Here is an 18,995-nt window from a genome sequence, read left to right on the forward strand (position 1 = left end):
GCGTTTTCCTTGCGCCTCCGCCTCTCGTTGTTCCTGCTACCCGAGGAGTGACTCCCTCCAGCGATGGACGGATCGTCCTGTAGTACCTGCGCCGTCCCCTCCCGGCATTTCGAGGCGGCGGCATGACCATCCCCTTGCTGCTCCTCGGAGCGGCGTTTCTGCTGATTCTCGCCAACGGCTTCTTCGTGGCGGCCGAGTTCGGCCTCATCACCGTCGAGGCCACGGATGCCGAAAGGGCCGCCGCGGAAGGCGACCGACGGGCCCGTCGGGTCGCCGACTCGCTCAAGGAGCTGTCCTTCCAGCTCTCCGGCACCCAGCTCGGCATCACCATCACCTCCCTCGTCGTCGGCATGCTCGCCGAACCGGCGCTCGCGGAACTGCTGCACGGCCCGTTCACGGCCATCGGCATCCCCGAGGGCGCGGTCTCCGGCGTGGCCGTCGTCGTCGGCATGCTGCTGGCCTCCGCCGTGCAGATGGTGATCGGCGAACTCGTGCCCAAGAACTGGGCGGTGTCCAAGCCGATGCAGGTCGCCCGCTTCGTCGCCGGCCCGCAGCACGCCTTCGCCCGGCTGTTCCGGCCGGTGATCGCCGCCCTGAACGCGGTCGCCAACCGCCTCGTCCGCGCGCTCGGCATCGAGCCCGCCGACGAACTGGCCTCCGCGCGCACCCCCGGCGAGCTCGTCTCCCTGGCCCGGCACTCGGCCCAGGCCGGCGCCCTGGAACAGGACACCGCGGACCTCTTCGTCCGCACCCTGTCGCTCGCCGAGCTGACCGCCCAGCACGTCATGACCCCGCGCGTGAAGGTCAGCTCGCTCCAGGCCTCGGCCACCGCCGAGGACGTCGTCAACCTCACCCGCGCCACCGGCCTGTCCCGCTTCCCGGTCTACCGCGAGAAGATCGACGAGATCGTCGGCATGGCCCACCTCAAGGACGCCCTGGCGGTCCCCGTACAGGATCGTCTGCGCACCCCCGTCTCCCGCATCGCCCGCCCGGCGCTGCTGGTGCCCGAGACACTCCCGGTCCAGCCCCTCCTCGCCCAGCTGCGCAGTGAGCAGCCCATCGCCGTCGTCGTCGACGAGTACGGCGGCACGGCCGGCGTGGTCACCCTGGAGGACATCGTCGAGGAGATCGTCGGCGAGGTCCGCGACGAGCACGACGGACAGGACGTCCCCGAACTCGCCCCCGCCCCGCCGGAGGACGGCCGCCTCACCTGGGACGCCGACGGCAGTTGCCGGGTCGACATCCTCCAGCGCATAGGCCTCGACGTGCCCGAGGGGCCGTACGAGACCGTCGCCGGGCTGGTCGCCGACCTGCTCGGCCGCATCCCCGCCGTCGGCGACCGGGCCGAGCTGCCCGGCTGGCGGCTCACCGTCCGCCAGGTCGGGCACTACCGCGCCGAGCGGGTCCGCCTGGTCCGTGTGGTCCCCGCGGTCAACGTCATGGAGGCCGCCCGATGAGCGTGCTCCAACTCCTCTTCGCGGCGCTGCTCGTGCTCGCCAACGGGTTCTTCGTCGGCGCCGAGTTCGCCCTCGTCTCCGTGCGCCGCAGCCAGATCGAACCGCTCGGCACGGCGCGGGCCCGACAGGTGCTGTACGGCCTCGAGCGGCTCCCGCAGATGATGGCGGCGGCCCAGTTCGGCATCACGGTGTGCTCGCTGACGCTCGGCGCGGTCGCCGAACCGACGGTCGCCAAGCTGCTGGAGCCGGTCTTCGAGTGGATCCACCTTCCGCACGGCGTGATCCACCCGCTGGGGTACGTCATCGCCCTGGCCGCGGTGGTCTTCTTCCACCTCGTCATCGGCGAGATGGTCCCGAAGAACCTCGCGATGGCGGCCCCGGAGAAGGTCGCGCTGTGGCTCAGCCCCGGCCTGGTCTACTTCGCCCGCCTCTGCCGGCCGATCACCATCGCCCTCGGCGCCTGCGCCCGGGCCATCCTGCGGCTCTTCCACGTCGAGCCCAGGGACGAGGTCGAGGCCGTCTTCACGAGCGAACAGCTGAACCGGCTGGTCGAGGACTCCGGCCAGGCGGGCCTGCTGGACCCCGAGGAACAGGAACGCCTGGAGGACGCGCTGGAACTGGGCTCACGCCCGGTGACGGATGTCCTGCTGAAGCACGAGTCCCTGGTGACGGTGCGTCCCTCGGTGACCCCCGGCCAGATCATCGAGCTCACCGGCCGAACCGGGTACTCGCGCTTCCCGGTCGCCGCGGAGAACGGTGCCTTCATGGGGTATCTGCATGTGAAGGACGTACTGGATCTGGAGGACTCGCAGCGGGCGGTGCCCCAGCAGATCTGGCGGCCGATGACGAAGCTCCGCTCCGACCTGCCGCTGGATGACGCCCTCACGGTGATGCGGCGTGCGGCCACACACTTGGCCCAGGTGGCGGACGGGTCCGGGAAGGTGCTGGGTCTGGTGGCCCTGGAGGACGTACTGGAACTGCTGGTCGGTGAGGTACGAGACCCGGCGCACCGGGAGCTGCCGGAGGTTCGGGTGGCCGAGCCCCGTAGCAGTGAGGAGGCGCTGGCGTCGTAGGAGTCGTTGTCGGCTGCGGGTGCGTCGTGGCGACCAGCCCCCACCGGCCCGCAGCCGAACGACTCACATCGCCGACGGATCCTGCGGCCCCCGCCCCGACAGAACCTCCCCGTACGCCTGCATCAGGTCCGGCAACCGCAACGTCGACAAGTCGTCCCGGCTCAGCATCCCCGGATACGTCGACAACCGAAGATCCCGATACGCGCAGCTCTTCTCGTACAGCGTGCGCAGGAACCGCCCGTTGCCCAGTTCGTCGATCCACCCCTGGTCCACCACATGCCCGGCGATGGAGCGCAGCTCGTCCAGCGCCTCCTCGTCCCAGATGTCGCCGTTCTCCGCCGCGAGCACCTCACCGATGGAGGTGAGTTCGAGCGGGCGGTACGAGGGGAAGTCGACGCGGGTCGTGAAGCGCGACGACAGTCCGGGGTTCGCGGCCAGCAGGCGGTCCATGCCCTCCGGGTAGCCCGCCAGGATCACGACCAGGTGGTCCCGGTTGTCCTCGGCCCGCTTCAGCAGCACCTGGAGCGCCTCGTCGCCGTACGCGTCCCCCTTGCCGTAACCGGAGTTGGAGAGCGAGTACGCCTCGTCGACGAAGAGCACCCCGCCGAGGGCCGAGTCGATGAGCTCGTTGGCCTTCACCGCCGTCTGGCCGAGGTACTCCCCGACCAGATCCGCCCGCTGCGCCTCGACGAGATGATCACCGCCGAGCAGTCCGAGGGCGTAGAAGACGCGGCCCAGGATGCGGGCCACCGTGGTCTTGCCGGTGCCGGAGGGGCCGGAGAACACGAAGTGCCGCTTGGGCGGCTGGACGGGCAGGCCCTGCCCGGTGCGCAGCCGGGCCATGTTCAACTGGGCGGAGAGCGCTTTGACTTGGCGCTTCACCGGTTCGAGCCCCACCATGCGCTCGAGTTCGGCGAGCGCCTCCTCCAGTAAGACGGGATCGGTGGGCCCGGCGGGCAGCGGCCCCACCGGTGGGCCGGACCTCTCGCGTCCGGCCGGGTCGGTCATCGAGGGCAGGGGACCGGTCGGCGGCTCCGGATCGGAGAGCTTCAGCTCCCGCCCCTCGATACCGAACAGCGGATCCATCCCGTCGGGCCCCTCCAGCATGTCCTGCCCGAACCCGGTGAGCGTGATCGCCGCGAGGTCGGCGGAGTCGTCGTACCCGTCGCCCTCGGCGATCGCGGCGAGCCGGGCCGAGGTGTCCATGAAGGCGGGGTCGACGCGGTGCACGGCCCGGTACAGGGGGAGGGCGGCCGCGGACCGGCCCGTGCCCTCGTGCGCCCTGGCCAGCCAGTACCGCAGTTCCTTGCGCTGGGGCTGTTCGCTGCGGCAGCGCATCAGGGCCGCCGACAGAAGTGGTTCGGCCTGGCCGTACATCTCCAGGCGGACCCGGGCCATGCCGCCGAACAGTCCGGCCTCGATGCCTAGCATGGCGTCGTCGATCAGCGGGTCGGTGTGCCGGACCAGTTGTTCCCAGTCCTTGACGAGATAGGCACGGCAGGCGTGCAGGAAGCGGACCTGGTGGTCGGTGTCCACCGGGGGCAGGCCCGCGAGCGCCCGGTCCAGTTCGGGGACATGGCGGCCGTCCAGCCAGTGCGAGGCGTGCGCGAGGAGCAGGTCACGCGGGCTCTCCAGCACCGGTTGCACCCACCAGCCCAGCCAGTACCAGGAGTTGAGGGTGCGCCGGTGCCGGGCGCGCTGTTCGCCGAAACGCTCGCGGTGCCGGAACATCCGCAGCAGCGCGGTCGTCGTGTCGACGCGCAGCGCGTGCAGTCCGAGCCAGCCGTCGGCCATCCCGGGATCGATCCGCACCGCGGCCCGGAACTCCTCCTCGGCCTGCGGATAGGCGCCCATCGTGTAGGCGTCCACACCTCGCAGCCAGGCGAGGTCGGCCGGGGCCTCAGGGCCCTGCGTGCCGAAATCCATCACGTCCCCCACAAACCGTGCCCCCGTGGTTTCACCACCGGGCCGACGCCCGATGGCCGCCTTCGTCCAACCGCTGTGCCGCGGACCGGAGTTGCAACGGTGCGCAGAGCAGTTGTCCGTAGGTCGCACCGAGGGCATCGTACCTGCGGTGGTGTCGCCCGCCGTAGGGTGCCGCACGGGCCGTTTGACGAGGTGGGAGCAGATGAGGCGCACGACGGGTGGTGACCCAGGGTGAGCGAATCGCGCCTCACGGCGTCCGGAAATCCGTGTGAGGGCAGAACGAAGCCCCCGATCACGGGGGAACAACCGGGGGCTTCGCGACTGCGGGCGGCCTCGAACGGCCGCACATTCAGAACGTAAGACCTGTACGGCCCCTCGGTCAAGCGGAGTTGGGCGACTCAGGCAAGTTCCTACCGAGGGGCTCTTCACAGGTTCAACACATCGCCGATGGGTCGTCACCCTGTGTGACATCGCGGTCCGGTCCAACGGTCCCGGCAGGCCCTTTGGTGATCGCGTACCCCTTCTGACACTGCCGTACCAGGAGATCGGCGAAGGGCCGGGAGGGGTCTTCGGCGAAATGCCGCTGTTCCGCCGCGACCCATCCCTCCCAGAACTCCCGCAGCTCTGCCCCGTCCCGGGAGCGGCCGCGTGCCCAGGACTCCTCGCGGGGCAACTCCATCCACAGCAGCCGCGCAAGGTGCGGTCGCAGGGCCCGGCGGCCCGCGCCGACCCCCTCCAGAAGGATCACCGGCGCGGGCGGCAGGGCGCGGGACGGTCCGAAGCGGCGGGCGTGCCAGTCGTAGACGGCGTAGTGCGCGGTCTCGCCGTGGCCGAGCGGGGTGATCACCTCGCTCAGTAGCCGCCCGGTCCAGTCGAACAGTTCGTCGTGGCTGGCGATGTCGTCGAGGCGCAGCACCGGCGCGCCGCCGAGGGCGTCGGCCAGATGTCCGGCGAACGTGGACTTTCCGGAGCCGGCATGCCCGTCGACGCCGATCAGACGGACCGGACCGCAGGACGGGGGCAGTCGGCGGAGCCGGGAGGCGAGGTCGTGGATGACGGTTCCTGGGGACGGGCGAAGGGGTGGACGGGTGGTCGGACGGGTGGTCGCGGCCAGTCTAGTGACGGCCCGCCCTCCGGCGGCGGAACCACAGGTCCCCAGGTCATGCCAGTGGACGAGACCAATATTCGTGGGCGTGGCATGGGCCGAAGTGCTGGCAGGAGCATGCCGCCTCATCCATAGTTGGCGCACAACCGTGCATTGGACCCGCCCCGACTCGGACACCCTGGGGGTCTTCCCACCCATGAGCAGAGCCGAACAGCCGTCCCGCAGAACCGTTCTGGCCGTCGCGGTCGCCGCCGCGGTGGCCGGCAGCGCGGGCCCCGCGACCGCCGCCGACAGCGCGGCCGACGCGGCACCCGACGAGACTGCCGCCCGCCTGGTCGACAACCACGCCTGGACCACGTACAGCGACTGGCGCAAGGGCACCGCGAAGGGCACCCGTGCCGTCGCCGGCAGCCGCCCCGGCGTCGTGATCGGCGCCCCCGCGGGCACCACCGAGTACACCGACCCGCACACCGGGACCACCGCCACCTGGGAGTACGCGAGCTGGACCTCCCCGGTCCACGAGCTCGCCGTGCCCTCGACCGAGGTGATCGCCTCCTGGAACGCCCGCACCCCGGCCGGCAGCTGGATCCAGATCGAGCTCCAGGGGACGTACTCCGACGGCACGGCCACTCCCTGGTACGTGATGGGACGCTGGGCCGCCGGCGACGGGGACATCAAGCGCACCTCGGTCGACGACCAGACCGACGACAAGAGCACGATCTGGACGGACACCTTCGCCATCGACGACCCGTCGACGGGGCTGCGCCTGTCGTCGTACCGGCTGCGGCTGACCCTGTACCGCAAGCCCGGCGCGAAGACCACGCCGACCGTCTGGCGGCTGGGCGCGATGGGCTCGGACGTCCCCGACCGCTTCACCGTCCCGGCCTCCGTACCCGGCCTCGCCCGGGAGCTGATCGTCCCGCGCTACTCGCAGGAGATCCACGCGGGTCAGTACCCGGAGTACGACAACGGCGGCGAGGCCTGGTGCAGCCCCACCTCCTCGCAGATGATCGTCGAGTACTGGGGCGGCCGGCTCACCGAGGAACAACTGGCTTGGGTCGACCCGTCGTACGCGGACCCGCAGGTCTGCCACGCGGCCCGGTACACCTACGACTACCAGTACGCGGGCTGCGGCAACTGGCCGTTCAACGCGGCCTACGCGGCCACCTTCAAGGACCTGCAGGGCGTGGTGACCCGGCTCGGCTCACTCACCGACCTGGAGACGCTGATCGCGGCCGGCATTCCGGCCATAACGTCCCAGTCGTTCCTCAAGGAGGAGCTCACGGGGGCGGGTTACGGCACCTCCGGCCATCTGATGACCGTCATCGGCTTCACCGCCGAGGGCGATGTGATCGCCAACGACCCGGCCTCGCCCAGTGACGCCGCGGTGCGGCGCGTCTACAAGCGGTCCGAGTGGGAGAACATCTGGCTGCGCACCAAGCGGTACAACGCCAGCGGCAAGGTCGTCTCCGGCACCGGAGGCGTCTGTTATGTGTACTTCCCCGCCCGTCCGACCGCGCGCCAGCGCAAGGCGCTCGCGGCGGTGGGTGTGCGCTGAGCTGCCCCGGTACGGCCCCCGGCGTCCGCCGGGGGCCGTTCGCTGTGACCAAGGTCTCGGCCGCAAAAGCGACCGGGAGTGGCAAGGTGGACGAATCGGCGGGGGATTCCGACCAGTACACCCGAGATCAGCGAGACGCCATGACCGCACACTCAGCCACAGCCGCCCGCGCCCGTACCGGCGGCCCCAAGGACGACGGTCCGAAGATCCTCGAACATGTCGCGGGCTGGGCCCTCGTCGCGGTGATCGCGATGCTGGTCACGCAGCTCGGTCTGCTGTGACCTGATCCGTAGTTGACTGACATACTGCGGATGTCCCGCCGCCAGCCCGAGACCAGGGTCGAAATTTGAATATCAGTGATCAGCGTGAAGCCCGGCCGCGGGCGCGCGGCACCGAGCGCTCGGTGGCTCGCCGCGCCGAACTCATCGCCATCGGGCGCAAGTTGTTCGCGGACACGTCCTACGACGCGCTCTCCATGGATGACATCGCCCGCCAGGCGCATGTCGCCAAGGGGCTGATCTACTACTACTTCCAGTCCAAGCGGGGCTACTACCTGGCGATCATCCAGGACTCCGTCGCCGACCTGGTCACCTACGCGGCGAGCGGCCTCGAAATGGAGCAGGTGGACCGCGTCCACCGCACTCTGGACAGCTATCTGCGCTACGCCGAGCACAACCAGGCGGCCTACCGCACCGTCGTCAGCGGCGGGGTCGGTTTCGACGCCGAGGTGCACGCCATCCGGGACGGGGTGCGCGACGCGATCGTCGCGACCATCGCCGACGGGGCGTACGGCCGTACCGACATCTCCCCGCTGGCCCGCATGGGCCTGCTCGCCTGGGTGTGCAGCGTCGAGGGCGCCACCCTCGACTGGATCGACGGTCCGCCCCAGCTCTCCCGCGACACCATGCGCGACCTCCTGGTGAAGACGCTCGGCGCCTCGATGCGCGCCATCGAGGAGATGGATCCGACCCATCCGGCTCCGGCACCGGCCCGCCGCGACGGCTGACGGCCGACCGGTTGGGGCGGAGGCTCGTGGTCCCCCGCCCCAAGTCCTGCTCGAGTCCGGCTAGTTGATCACCCTGATCAGCTCTCCGCCCGAGGTGTCCCCGCTCAGCTCCCAGAAGAACGTGCCGCCCAGGCCCTGCTGGTTCTTGTACGTCATCTTCGTCGCGATGGTCGCGGGGGTGTCGTAACTCCACCAGTTGCTACCGCACTTGGCGTACGCCGTGCCGCCCACCGTTCCCGTGGCCGGGCACTTGGACTTCAGCACCTTGTAGTCGTCGATGCCCTGTTCGTAGGTCCCCGCCGCCGGGCCCGTCGCGGTGCCGCCCGGCGCCGACTGGGTCACTCCGGTCCACCCGCGGCCGTAGAAGCCGATGCCGAGCAGCAGCTTCGAGCCCGGGATGCCGAGCCCCTTGAGCTTGGCGATGGTGGCCGAGGTGTAGTAACCCGCCCGCGGGATGCCGGAGTAGGAGTTCAGCGGGGAGTGGGGGGCCGTCGGGCCGGACGCGTCCCAGGCGCCGAAGTAGTCGTACGTCATCGGGTTGTACCAGTTGACGTACTGTGCCGCGCCCGCGTAGTTCGCCGCGTCGATCTTGCCGCCGGCCGTGGCGTCCGCGGTGATCGCGGCGGTGACCAGCGACCCGCTCCCGAACTTCGAACGCAGCGCCGCCATCAGGTTCTTGAACGCCTCCCTGCCGCTGGTGTCACAGGTGTTGCCGCAGGCGTTCGGGTACTCCCAGTCGATGTCGATGCCGTCGAAGACGTCGGCCCACTTGGAGTTCTCGACCAGGTCGAGGCAGGACTGCGCGAACGCGGCCGGGTTGCGGGCGGCCTCGCCGAAGCCGCTCGACCAGGTCCAGCCGCCGAACGACCAGAGGACCTTGAGGCCCGGGTGCTTCTTCTTCAGCTCGCGCAACTGGTTGAAGTTGCCCCGCAGCGGCTGGTCCCAGGTGTCGGCCACGCCGTCGACGGACTCGGCTGCGGTGTACGTCCGGTCGGTCGCCGCGTAGGCGTCGCCCATCGCGCACTTGCCTCCGGTGACGTTGCCGAAGGCGTAGTTGATGTGGGTCAGCTTCGCCGCCGAGCCGGAGGTCTCGATGTTCTTGACGAAGTACTTCCGGTCGTAGGTGCCCCATTCGGTGAAATAGCCGACGACCTTGGAGCCGGCGGCCTTCGGGCTCGCCTCGGGTGCGGCGGCGGTGGCGCTGCTCGCGCCCGCCAGCAGGCCCGCGCCGAGGACCGCGCAACACGCGGCGGAGATCAGCGCCCGGAAACGGGCGCGGTGGGGAAAGTGCATCGGTGTCTCCTCGTGGGGGAGAGGGGAACGCCAGCCGATTGGCATGAACGCGGAAAAGCGTTGCCGGAACAGTAGGAGGACTAGACCACCGCGTCAATGGTTCGGACCAATCCGGGGGCCGATTCCTGGCCGACTGTCAGCGGCCTGGGCTATCTTGAAGTAAGCGGTCGTTAACCAGTGACCGGGTGTCTCCGATCGGGCATACTCACAGGACGCAGCCGCTGGTCAGCAGCTTCCGTGACCCGGGAGACGCGAGCAGCGACCGGCGTCCAGTGATACCGGCGGAGCCGTCCCACCCCACGGCGTGCGTCCGTCAGCGCCCTACAGGGAGGAGAGCGTCGCCATGCCCGACCGCGCCCCGCAGCCGGTGGACCGGCAATTGCCCACGGACGAGGCCCGGGATCTGATCTCGCTCGTCCGCGACATCGCGCAGGACGAGATCGCCCCGAAGGCGGCCGAGGAGGAAGGCGCCGGGCACTTCCCGCGCGAGGTCTTCACCCTGCTCTCCCGGACCGGCCTGCTCGGTCTGCCGTACGCCTCCGAACACGGCGGCGCCGACCAGCCGTACGAGGTCTACCTCCAGGTCCTCGAAGAACTCGCCGCCGCCCGCCTCACCGTCGGCCTCGGTGTCAGCGTGCACACCCTCTCCTCCTACGCGCTCGCCACGTACGGCACCAAGGAACAGCGGGTCGAGTACCTGCCCGCGATGCTCGGCGGCGGTCTGCTCGGCGCCTACTGCCTCTCCGAGCCCTCGTCCGGTTCGGACGCGGCCTCGCTGCGCACCAGGGCGGTCCGGGACGGCGAAGACTGGGTGATCACCGGCACCAAGGCCTGGATCACGCATGGCGGCGTCGCCGACTTCTACACGGTCATGGCGCGCACCGGTGAGGAGGGGCCGCGCGGGATCACCGCGTTCCTGGTGCCGGCCGACGCGGAGGGCGTGAGTGCCGCGGCGCCGGAGAAGAAGATGGGCATGAAGGGCTCGCCCACCGCCCAGGTCCACTTCGACGGTGTGCGGGTCCCGGACTCCCGGCGCATCGGCGACGAGGGGCAGGGCTTCGCGATCGCGCTGTCCGCGCTCGACTCGGGGCGGCTCGGCATCGCGGCCTGCGCGATCGGCGTGGCTCAGGCGGCCCTCGACGAGGCGGTGGGCTATGCCACCGGGCGTCAGCAGTTCGGGCGGCCGATCGCCGACTTCCAGGGGCTGCGCTTCATGCTCGCCGACATGGCGACCCAGATCGAGGCGGGCCGGGCGCTGTACCTCGCGGCGGCGCGGCTGCGCGACGCCGGACGGCCCTTCGCCAAACAGGCGGCCATGGCCAAACTGCACTGCACCGACACCGCGATGAAGGTCACCATCGACGCCGTCCAGGTCCTCGGCGGCTATGGCTACACCGCGGACTTCCCGGCCGAGCGGTACATGCGCGAGGCCAAGGTCCTGCAGATCGTCGAGGGCACCAACCAGATCCAGCGGATGGTCATCGCCCGTCACCTGGCAGGTCCGGAGACCCGCTGAACTGACCCGGTCTGACCTGCGGCGCCGCGAGCCGGACCCACTCCGGGTCGTGGCGTCCCGGAAGGGTCCGGCCGCGCTTGGCCCAGGTGCGCATCAGGTCACGGTAGATGGGCGGGTCCTGGGGCGGCGGCGGGGCCGGACGGAAGGCGGACGGAGCCGACGGAACCGATTCTGCGACCGGTGCATACGTACGGGTCATACCGGGGCAACGCGGAAGCCGGTGGCCGGGTCACCGCTCCCCGCAATCGAGAGTGAGTTCGCGGACGTCCGGCCGGACATCTGGCCAGTCACAGCGGTCTGACATACCGTCAGCCAACTGCCGACAGGGAGGTTGGCCATGACCGACGACCGCCCCGTACCGCTCGACGAGTACCCCGTGCACCAGGTGCCCCTGTCCATGAAGTACGTCGCGACGGGGGACCGCAACGCCTACGACCGCTGCATCTTCCACGTTCTCGACCACGACGGACGCGCCCTGCTGATCCTCGGGCTCGGTGTGTACCCCAACCTCGGGGTGATCGACGCCTACGCGACCCTGCGCCTCGGCGACACCCTGCACGCGGTGCGTGCCTCGGACGCCCTGCGGGACGACTCGCGGACGAACCTGGCCGTCGGCCCACTGCGCATCCTCGTCGAACGCCCCCTGCGCGACTTCGTGCTGAGCTGCGCGGCGGCCCCCGACGACCCGGACGGGCTGTCGTACGAGATCAACTGGAGTGCCGACTTCCCGGCGCTCTGGGAACCGCACCACGTCCAGCGCCGGGGCGGCCGGCTCACCCTGGAGGGCAGGCGTTTCGCGCAGGCCGGTCACTGCGACGGCTGGATCCGGGTGGGCGGGCGCGAGCTGCGCGTGCAGGGCTGGACCGGGACCCGGGACCGCAGCTGGGGTGTGCGGCCGGTGCCGGGGGAGGAGGGCGGCCGGCTCGCCGAGGAGCATCCGACCGCGGGCTTTCACTGGATCTGGTGTCCGGTCCGCTTCGAGGACCGCTTCCTCATGGTGATCGTCCAGGAGGACGCCGACGGCCACCGCTCGCTCAACGACGCGACGCTGGTCCGCCCGGGCCACCGCGACCGCCAACTCGGCTGGCCCCAGCCCGAGATCACCTACCGCTCGGGCACCCGCCACCCGGAACGCGCCCTTATCCACCTCGGCGACATCCGTAAGCCCATGGAGCTGGAGGTGGAGGTCCTCACCTCCTCACCGCTCGCGCTCGGCGCCGGCTACCCGCCAGCCGACGACTGGCAGCACGGCACCTGGCAGGGCCGCGACTGGACCGACCGCCGCACCTACGACCTCGCCGAGTCGCACCCCCTGGCCGCGTTCGGCGTCACCGACCACGCGGCCCGCTTCCGGCTGGACGGCCGGATCGGCCACGGCATCTTCGAGCACGGATCATTCGGACGGCACGACCCGAGCGGCTTCACCGGCCTCGACTCGGTGGCCCCGTGAAGCGGTCCCGGAGACAAGGGAGTTGACGACGTGGCCACGGCACCCCGCCCCCGCACCACCACCCGCGACCCGGAGGAGCTCGCCCACCGCCTCACCGCCTGGCTCGGCACCCGCCTGCCCGGCGCGAAGGCCGTCGGCGTGACGGTCCCCGCTTCGAACGGCCTGTCCAGCGAGACCCTGCTCTTCGACATCGAACACCCCGAACCGCCCTTGCGCTCCTGCGCGTTGAGGCTCGCAGCGGATCCGTCGGCGTACACGGTCTTTCCCGTCTACGACATGGTCCGCCAGTACCGGACGATGGAAGTGGTGGGTCGCTTCTCGGACCTCCCCGTCCCGAAGGCGCAGTGGCTGGAGGAGGGCCCGGGCCCGCTCGGGGCACCCTTCTTCGTCATGGAGCGCGTACAGGGGCGCGTACCGCCGGATGTCATGCCCTACACCTATGAGGGCAACTGGCTGCACGCCGCGAGCGACACCGAACGTGAACACCTCGAGGCCGCCACGGTCGGACTGTTGGCACACCTTCACGACCAGGTCCCCATGCGAGAAGCGGCGTTCCTGGAACTGCCCGGCGAGGGCGACGCGCTGCGCCGCCATGTCACCGCCCAACGCGCGTACTACGACTGGGTGGTGGACGGACTCGCCCGCTCACCCCTCATCGAGCAGGCCTTCGACCGGCTGGAGCAGCTCTGGCCGGCCGACCCGGGCCCAGCCGTCCTCAACTGGGGCGACGCACGCATCGGAAACGTGATCTACGACGGCTTCGACCCCGTCGCCGTCCTGGACTGGGAGATGGCGGCCCTGGCCCCGCGCGAGGTCGACCTCGGCTGGACCGTCTATCTGCACCGCTTCTTCCAGGACCTGACGGTCGCCTTCGGCCAGCGCGGACTGCCCGACTTCCTGCGCCGCGACCGAGTCGAGGCCCGCTACGCCCGACTCACCGGCCACACACCGCGCGACATGGACTTCTTCACGCTGTACGCCGCGCTGCGGCACGCGATCGTCATGCTGCGCATCGCCCACCGCCAGGCGTTCTTCGGCGAGGTGGACCTCCCGGCGGACCCGGACACACTGATCCTGCACCACGGCAGCCTGCGAGCCATGGTGCAGGGCAGCTACTGGGACTGAGCGAGAGGGCTCAGGCGGCCTGACGGCGCAACACCGGCACGCGCATGGGGCGCGAACCCGGGCCACCGACGTGCGAGAACGGCTGGGTCCGCCAGTCGAGTCCCTGAGGGAGCGTCAACAGGAGGGCGGTGTCCTGCTCCTGGGGCTCCGCCGACTCGTCCGCCGACCGGGCCTCGGAGGCCTTGCGACCCGTACCGGCGCAGACGGTGAGGCCGAAGGGGTTCCACGGCGAGGCGCACAGCGCGTGCTCCGGCAGCACCTCCTCGTCCGCCAGCAGGGCGATGGGCTGCGCGCAGTCCGGGCAGATCACCCGGTACATCTCGAAGGTGTCGTACGCGTCGAAGTCGTCGTCGAGAGCGTCGGGTTCGACGCCCTCCGGCTCGGACTCGACAACCGCCTGGAGGCGCTTGGGCGCGGTACGACCAGGACGCTGAAGACTCTGCATTGGGTTCTCCCCCTCGGACTGGGCCGTGACGGCGCTGCGGCCTCGACCACAGCAAGCACTTCCCGTCCCGTCATCGCGGTAATCACGAGAACATCACGGAGGCCGTTCGGTGGGTGTGGCCTTCGTCACATGCCGCTCGCAGATGCCCGTGGCGGTCGTTTTGTCCCTCAGGCGGCTCACAGGCGCCTCTCGGTCACATCACGAACCGGGCATGACCTGGGGCGCTCAGGTATCCGAGGAGATCGGGCGCACTGTAGGTTCTTGCGCCATGGAGGAGCTGGACCGACAAATCGTGCAGCTGCTCGTCAAGGACGGGCGGATGAGTTACACGGACCTGGGCAAGGCCACGGGTCTGTCCACCTCGGCCGTGCACCAGCGGGTGCGACGGCTGGAGCAGCGTGGTGTCATCCGCGGGTACGCCGCGGTGGTCGACCCCGAGGCGGTGGGCCTGCCCATGACCGCCTTCATCTCGGTGAAACCCTTCGACCCCAGCGCCCCCGACGACATCGCGGACCGCCTGGCCGGCGTCCCCGAGATCGAGGCGTGCCACAGCGTGGCGGGCGACGAGAACTACATCCTGAAAGTCCGGGTGGCGACCCCGCACGAACTGGAGGAGCTGCTCGCGAGGCTCAGGAGCCTGGCGGGGGTCTCGACGCGTACGACGGTGGTCCTGTCGACCCCGTACGAGGCAAGGCCACCGCGCATCTGATCCGGCGAGGACCGTGCCGACTCAGGGGCGCAGCCCCACGGCGGGACGGCCCCTGAAACACTGTCCCTCATGAGCGCACAGCAGACCGTCCTCCTCCGCCGAGGCGAAGTCCACAGCCCTGCCGACCCTTTCGCCACCGCGATGGTCGTCGAGCGTGGACAGGTGGCCTGGGTCGGTTCCGAAGGTGCCGCCGACGCCTTCGCGGACGGCGTCGACGAGGTCGTGGACCTGGACGGCGCTCTGGTCACCCCTGCGTTCACAGACGCACATGTGCACACAACCGCCACGGGCCTTGCCCTCACCGGCCTGGACCTGTCCACCGCACCTGATCTGTCCGCCGTCCTGGCCCGCGTACGAGACTTCGCCGCCGCCCGCCCCGGCGACCGCGTCCTCCTCGGTCACGGCTGGGACGCCTCCCGCTGGCCCGACAACCGCCCTCCCACGCGCGCGGAACTCGACGCAGCCACAGGCGGCCGCCCGCTCTATCTGAGCCGCATCGACGTCCACTCGGCGGTGGCTACGACGGCGCTGCTCGACATGGCGTCCCTCGGAGCAGTGGACGGTCCCCTGACGGCCGACGCCCACCACGCGGTCCGCTCCAAGGCGCTCGCCTCCGTCTCCCCGGCCCAACGCGCGGAAGCGCAGCGCGCCGCCCTCGCCCACGCCGCCTCCCTGGGCATCGGAACGCTTCACGAATGCGCAGGCCCCGAGATCTCCTCCGAGGACGACTTCACCGGGCTGCTGCGGCTCGCGAGCCAGGAGCCGGGCCCCAGGGTGGTCGGCTACTGGGCCGAGCGGGCCGATGAAGGCGTTGCCAAGGCGCGGCAGCTCGGTGCGCTCGGCGCTGCCGGAGACCTCTTCGTCGACGGCGCCCTCGGTTCCCACACGGCGTGCCTGCACGAGCCGTACACCGACGCCGACCACACCGGGATCGCCTACCTGGACGCCGCCGCCGTGGCCGACCATGTCACCGCCTGCACCGAGGCGGGCCTGCAGGCCGGCTTCCACGCGATCGGCGACGCGGCGGTGGGCGCCGTGGTCGAGGGCGTCCGCACCGTCGCGGAGAAGCTCGGCCTCGCCCGCGTCCGTGCCGCCCGGCACCGCGTCGAGCACGTCGAGATGCTCACCCCCGAGGCCGTCGCCGCCTTCGCCGAGCTCGGTCTGACCGCCTCCGTGCAGCCCGCCTTCGACGCCCTGTGGGGCGGCGAGGACGGCATGTACGCCCGGCGCCTGGGCCGGGAGCGGGCGAGCCGTCTGAACCCCTTCGCGGCCCTCCTGCGGGCCGGTGTCCCGCTCGCCTTCGGCTCCGACAGCCCCGTCACCCCTCTCGACCCGTGGGGCACGCTCCGCGCGGCCGCCTTCCACCGCACCCCCGGGCACCGCATCTCCGTACGCGCCGCTTTCACCGCGCACACCCGCGGTGGCTGGCGGGCGATCGGCCGGGACGACGCGGGAGTCCTGGTGCCCGGCGCCCCTGCGGACTACGCCGTGTGGCGTACCGAGGAACTGGTCGTGCAGGCCCCCGACGACCGGGTCGCCCGCTGGTCCACCGACCCTCGCTCCGGCACCCCGGGTCTGCCCGACCTGACGCCGGGCCGTGACCTGCCCGTCTGCCTGCGGACCGTGGTCGGCGGACGGACGGTCTTCGTACGGCCGGGCGAGTGATCTCCGGGGTGGCGCGGCACGGATCGCCCGCCGCCGCGCTGTCGCGCGACCTGCGTATCCTCCGCTCTGACCAGGGCGTTGGCGACAGACGTGCAGGTCAAACGACTGTTGACAGCCGACGGCAGGGGGCCGGTAGGTTCGGCCGGGTCCACCACCGGACGCCCGACCGGGGAATCTCCGCCCAGTCGTCGCAGCGCCGCTGGGTCAGGGACGGTGTGCCGCACCGGAACACCGTCACTGGGAGCCAGGCCCAGCGCTCGCGCCACGGCGAGGGGACGTTCCGTCCGGCCGGGGAGGTGTGACCCGGGTGGGGCCCGGGCGCTCAGTAGACAACGGCTTTCGGTCGACCCGCAGCCAGCGGGCCCCAGGTCGGCCCGAAGGGCGCCGGGCCCCCATCCGCAGCGAGGGCGGCGTTTTTGCCATGATGGCCGAAACTATGATGCTTACCCCACTCTTGGGAAAACGACACCAGCATACGAACGCCTTGTCACGTCATCGCAGGCCGTGCGCACTATGGTGGACGCCTGCGCAATGACTCGAAGGGGCAGCAGTGAACGACGGCGACGGGACCCACACGGGCCAGGAGAGGCGATTCGGCCCGCTCGGCACGGCGTTGGTGATCATTCCGACCTTCAACGAGGCGGAGAACATCAAGGCCATCGTCGGCCGGGTACGCAAGGCCGTCCCGGAGGCCCACGTCCTCGTGGCCGACGACAACAGCCCCGACGGCACCGGCAAGCTCGCCGACGAACTGGCCGTCGAGGACGACCAGGTCCAGGTGCTGCACCGCAAGGGCAAGGAGGGCCTCGGCGCGGCCTATCTCGCGGGCTTCCACTGGGGCCTGGAGCACGGCTACGGCGTCCTGGTCGAGATGGACGCCGACGGCTCCCACCAGCCCGAGGAACTGCCTCGCCTGCTGACCGCCCTCAGGAACGCCGACCTGGTCCTCGGCTCCCGCTGGGTGCCCGGCGGCCGGGTCGTGAACTGGCCCAAGTCCCGCGAGTTCATCTCCCGCGGCGGCAGCCTCTACTCACGTGTGGCCCTCGACCTTCCGCTCCGTGACATCACCGGCGGCTACCGCGCCTTCCGCCGGGAGACCCTCGAAGGCCTCGGCCTCGACGACGTCGCCTCCCAGGGCTACTGCTTCCAGGTCGACCTCGCCCGCCGCGCGGTCAAGGCCGGTTACCACGTCGTCGAGGTGCCGATCACCTTCGTGGAGCGCGAACTCGGCGACTCCAAGATGAGTCGCGACATCCTCGTGGAGGCCCTGTGGCGGGTGACCACCTGGGGTGTGGGGGAGCGGGTCGGCAGGATCACAGGGCGGGGAAAGCGCGCACAGCCGTAGTCCTACGGCCTCACAGCTGCGGCTGATCGTCCCCTTATCCCGTGCTGAGCCGCACCCAGGCACACTGGACGTATGACGACAGGCGCTCCGACTCCCACGTACCCCGCCCGGCCCCGCCGCTCCCGTATGCGCACCTTCCTGCCGCTGGGCCTCGCCGCCTGGCTGGTGCTGGAGATCTGGCTGCTGACCGTGGTCGCGGGCGCGGCGAGCGGATTCGCGGTGTTCTTGCTGCTGGTCGCGGGCTTCGTGCTCGGCTCGGTGGTCATCAAGCGGGCCGGCCGCCGCGCCTTCCAGAACCTGAATGAGGCGCTCCAGCGGGGCGGGGCCCCCTCGAGCTCCGGCAGCAGTGGCAACGGGCTGATGATGCTGGGCGGCCTGCTCCTGATGATCCCCGGCCTGATCTCCGACGCCGTGGGCCTGCTCCTGCTGATCCCGCCGGTCCAGAAGGCCATCGGCCGGTACGCCGAGCGCACCTTCGACCGCAAGCTGCGCGAGGCCGCCCCGGGCACCCTGAGCGATGCCTTCCAGCAGGCCCGTATGCAGCGGCCCGACGGCAAGGTGGTCCAGGGTGAGGTCATCGTCCGGGAGGAGCCGGGCGACGACACCCCGCGGGAGCCACGACCGCCGCTCACGCGCTGAGGCGTCCGCGGGCAGCCGCGGGCAGCACAAACCGCGGGCGCGGTACGTGAGTGAATCACGTACCGCGCCCGCGGTTACTTGTATGCGCTGTGTTCCCGCTCAGGCCGACTTGCGGCTGTCCCGGGGATGAACAGCGATGTTCATCGCGCCGGAACGCAGAACCGCCAGACGCTCCTCGAGGACCTCTTCGAGTTCCTCTCGGGTGCGTCGCTCCATCAGCATGTCCCAATGCGTACGCGCGGGCTTGGCCTTCTTCTCTTCAGGGCCGTCGCCGTCCACGAGGAGTGCCTGGGCCCCGCAGACCTTGCACTCCCACTCCGGCGGGATCTCCGCCTCGACCGAGAAGGGCATCTCGAAGCGATGTCCCTTCTCGCATGCGTACTCCACGGCCTGGCGCGGGGCCAGGTCGATGCCGCGGTCCGTCTCGTAGCTGGTCACCACGAGGCGCGTGCCGCGAAGAGCTCGCTCACTCATGAATCGTGCCTCCCGGGCTTGTCGCCCACAGGACAGGTGTCGCTGTCGTCGTCATCCGGTCAACGTCCGGTCGGCGGTAAAGATTCCCGTTCCGGGTCCCGTCCCGGGCAATGCATCGCCGTCGTAGCCGCCCCTTGTTGTACCCACCAGTGCCCGGTTTGTCACATCCGCTAACAGATGTAACCCAGCGTTTCGGCATCTTTGACGCG

17 protein-coding genes are annotated in these 18,995 nt (G+C 70.6%); 12 read left to right on the top strand and 5 right to left on the bottom strand.

Annotation, left to right across the window (positions count from 1 at the left end; all coding sequences use genetic code 11):
- Window positions 1-122 precede the first annotated feature (122 nt).
- Both RNB18_RS45470 and RNB18_RS45475 read left to right on the top strand, forming a co-directional pair.
- A complete protein-coding gene (locus RNB18_RS45470) occupies window positions 123-1,457 on the top strand; it encodes a hemolysin family protein (RefSeq protein ID WP_311720018.1) in 1,335 nt (444 codons plus the stop codon).
- On the top strand, window positions 1,454-2,530 hold the full coding sequence (locus RNB18_RS45475) for a hemolysin family protein (RefSeq protein ID WP_311720019.1): 1,077 nt from the start codon (window positions 1,454-1,456) through the stop codon (window positions 2,528-2,530). The genes RNB18_RS45470 and RNB18_RS45475 overlap by 4 nt, the downstream gene beginning before the upstream one ends.
- Before the next feature lie 63 nt (window positions 2,531-2,593).
- Here the strand turns inward: RNB18_RS45475 and RNB18_RS45480 are convergent, their stop codons facing one another.
- Together RNB18_RS45480 and RNB18_RS45485 are read right to left on the bottom strand one after the other, a co-directional pair.
- Window positions 2,594-4,456 (bottom strand): AAA family ATPase, encoded by a 1,863-nt coding sequence (locus tag RNB18_RS45480; RefSeq protein ID WP_311720020.1) that lies wholly within the window; start codon window positions 4,454-4,456, stop codon window positions 2,594-2,596.
- A 433-nt stretch (window positions 4,457-4,889) separates the two neighbouring features.
- Window positions 4,890-5,510, bottom strand: coding sequence for a uridine kinase family protein (locus RNB18_RS45485; protein WP_311720069.1), 621 nt, complete (start codon window positions 5,508-5,510; stop codon window positions 4,890-4,892).
- Between the two features lie 247 nt (window positions 5,511-5,757).
- Between RNB18_RS45485 and RNB18_RS45490 the strand changes: the two genes are divergently transcribed.
- The 3 genes from RNB18_RS45490 to RNB18_RS45500 all read left to right on the top strand — a co-directional run bounded on the left by RNB18_RS45490 (window position 5,758) and on the right by RNB18_RS45500 (window position 8,125).
- Window positions 5,758-7,119 (top strand): peptidase C39 family protein, encoded by a 1,362-nt coding sequence (locus RNB18_RS45490; protein WP_311720021.1) that lies wholly within the window; start codon window positions 5,758-5,760, stop codon window positions 7,117-7,119.
- 140 nt (window positions 7,120-7,259) lie between these two features.
- Complete coding sequence (locus RNB18_RS45495; RefSeq protein WP_311720022.1) at window positions 7,260-7,400, top strand: SCO1431 family membrane protein; 141 nt, start codon at window positions 7,260-7,262, stop codon at window positions 7,398-7,400.
- A 65-nt stretch (window positions 7,401-7,465) separates the two neighbouring features.
- A complete protein-coding gene (locus tag RNB18_RS45500) occupies window positions 7,466-8,125 on the top strand; it encodes a TetR/AcrR family transcriptional regulator (RefSeq protein ID WP_266525954.1) in 660 nt (219 codons plus the stop codon).
- 60 nt (window positions 8,126-8,185) lie between these two features.
- On the opposite strand, the gene RNB18_RS45505 is transcribed toward RNB18_RS45500, so the two are convergent.
- Window positions 8,186-9,418 carry a glycoside hydrolase family 18 protein gene (locus RNB18_RS45505; RefSeq protein WP_311720023.1) on the bottom strand — a complete coding sequence of 411 codons (1,233 nt, stop codon included), beginning with the start codon at window positions 9,416-9,418 and terminating at the stop codon, window positions 8,186-8,188.
- Between the two features lie 343 nt (window positions 9,419-9,761).
- Between RNB18_RS45505 and RNB18_RS45510 the strand changes: the two genes are divergently transcribed.
- The 3 genes from RNB18_RS45510 to RNB18_RS45525 all read left to right on the top strand — a co-directional run bounded on the left by RNB18_RS45510 (window position 9,762) and on the right by RNB18_RS45525 (window position 13,509).
- Window positions 9,762-10,934 carry an acyl-CoA dehydrogenase gene (locus RNB18_RS45510; protein ID WP_311720024.1) on the top strand — a complete coding sequence of 391 codons (1,173 nt, stop codon included), beginning with the start codon at window positions 9,762-9,764 and terminating at the stop codon, window positions 10,932-10,934.
- 337 nt (window positions 10,935-11,271) lie between these two features.
- Window positions 11,272-12,384 (top strand): hypothetical protein, encoded by a 1,113-nt coding sequence (locus RNB18_RS45520; RefSeq protein WP_311720025.1) that lies wholly within the window; start codon window positions 11,272-11,274, stop codon window positions 12,382-12,384.
- Between the two features lie 30 nt (window positions 12,385-12,414).
- The gene (locus RNB18_RS45525; RefSeq protein WP_311720026.1) at window positions 12,415-13,509 is read left to right on the top strand and encodes a phosphotransferase family protein; all 1,095 of its coding nucleotides are present in this window, start codon (window positions 12,415-12,417) and stop codon (window positions 13,507-13,509) included.
- A 10-nt stretch (window positions 13,510-13,519) separates the two neighbouring features.
- Here the strand turns inward: RNB18_RS45525 and RNB18_RS45530 are convergent, their stop codons facing one another.
- The gene (locus RNB18_RS45530; RefSeq protein WP_311720027.1) at window positions 13,520-13,954 is read right to left on the bottom strand and encodes a hypothetical protein; all 435 of its coding nucleotides are present in this window, start codon (window positions 13,952-13,954) and stop codon (window positions 13,520-13,522) included.
- A 268-nt stretch (window positions 13,955-14,222) separates the two neighbouring features.
- Here RNB18_RS45530 and RNB18_RS45535 point away from each other — a divergent pair, with 268 nt between their 5' ends.
- The 4 genes from RNB18_RS45535 to fxsA all read left to right on the top strand — a co-directional run bounded on the left by RNB18_RS45535 (window position 14,223) and on the right by fxsA (window position 18,312).
- Window positions 14,223-14,663, top strand: coding sequence for an Lrp/AsnC family transcriptional regulator (locus RNB18_RS45535; RefSeq protein WP_004002750.1), 441 nt, complete (start codon window positions 14,223-14,225; stop codon window positions 14,661-14,663).
- A gap of 69 nt (window positions 14,664-14,732) precedes the next feature.
- On the top strand, window positions 14,733-16,328 hold the full coding sequence (locus tag RNB18_RS45540; RefSeq protein WP_311720028.1) for an amidohydrolase: 1,596 nt from the start codon (window positions 14,733-14,735) through the stop codon (window positions 16,326-16,328).
- A gap of 550 nt (window positions 16,329-16,878) precedes the next feature.
- The gene (locus RNB18_RS45545) at window positions 16,879-17,673 is read left to right on the top strand and encodes a polyprenol monophosphomannose synthase (protein WP_311720030.1); all 795 of its coding nucleotides are present in this window, start codon (window positions 16,879-16,881) and stop codon (window positions 17,671-17,673) included.
- 72 nt (window positions 17,674-17,745) lie between these two features.
- Entirely contained in the window at window positions 17,746-18,312 is a 567-nt protein-coding gene (gene fxsA, locus RNB18_RS45550; protein WP_311720031.1) for an FxsA family membrane protein, read from the top strand.
- 99 nt (window positions 18,313-18,411) lie between these two features.
- On the opposite strand, the gene RNB18_RS45555 is transcribed toward fxsA, so the two are convergent.
- Entirely contained in the window at window positions 18,412-18,786 is a 375-nt protein-coding gene (locus tag RNB18_RS45555; protein ID WP_003977404.1) for an RNA polymerase-binding protein RbpA, read from the bottom strand.
- Between the last annotated feature and the right edge of the window lie 209 nt (window positions 18,787-18,995).

The organism is Streptomyces doebereineriae (assembly GCF_031845645.1).
In the GTDB taxonomy this organism is placed as follows: domain Bacteria; phylum Actinomycetota; class Actinomycetes; order Streptomycetales; family Streptomycetaceae; genus Streptomyces; species Streptomyces canus.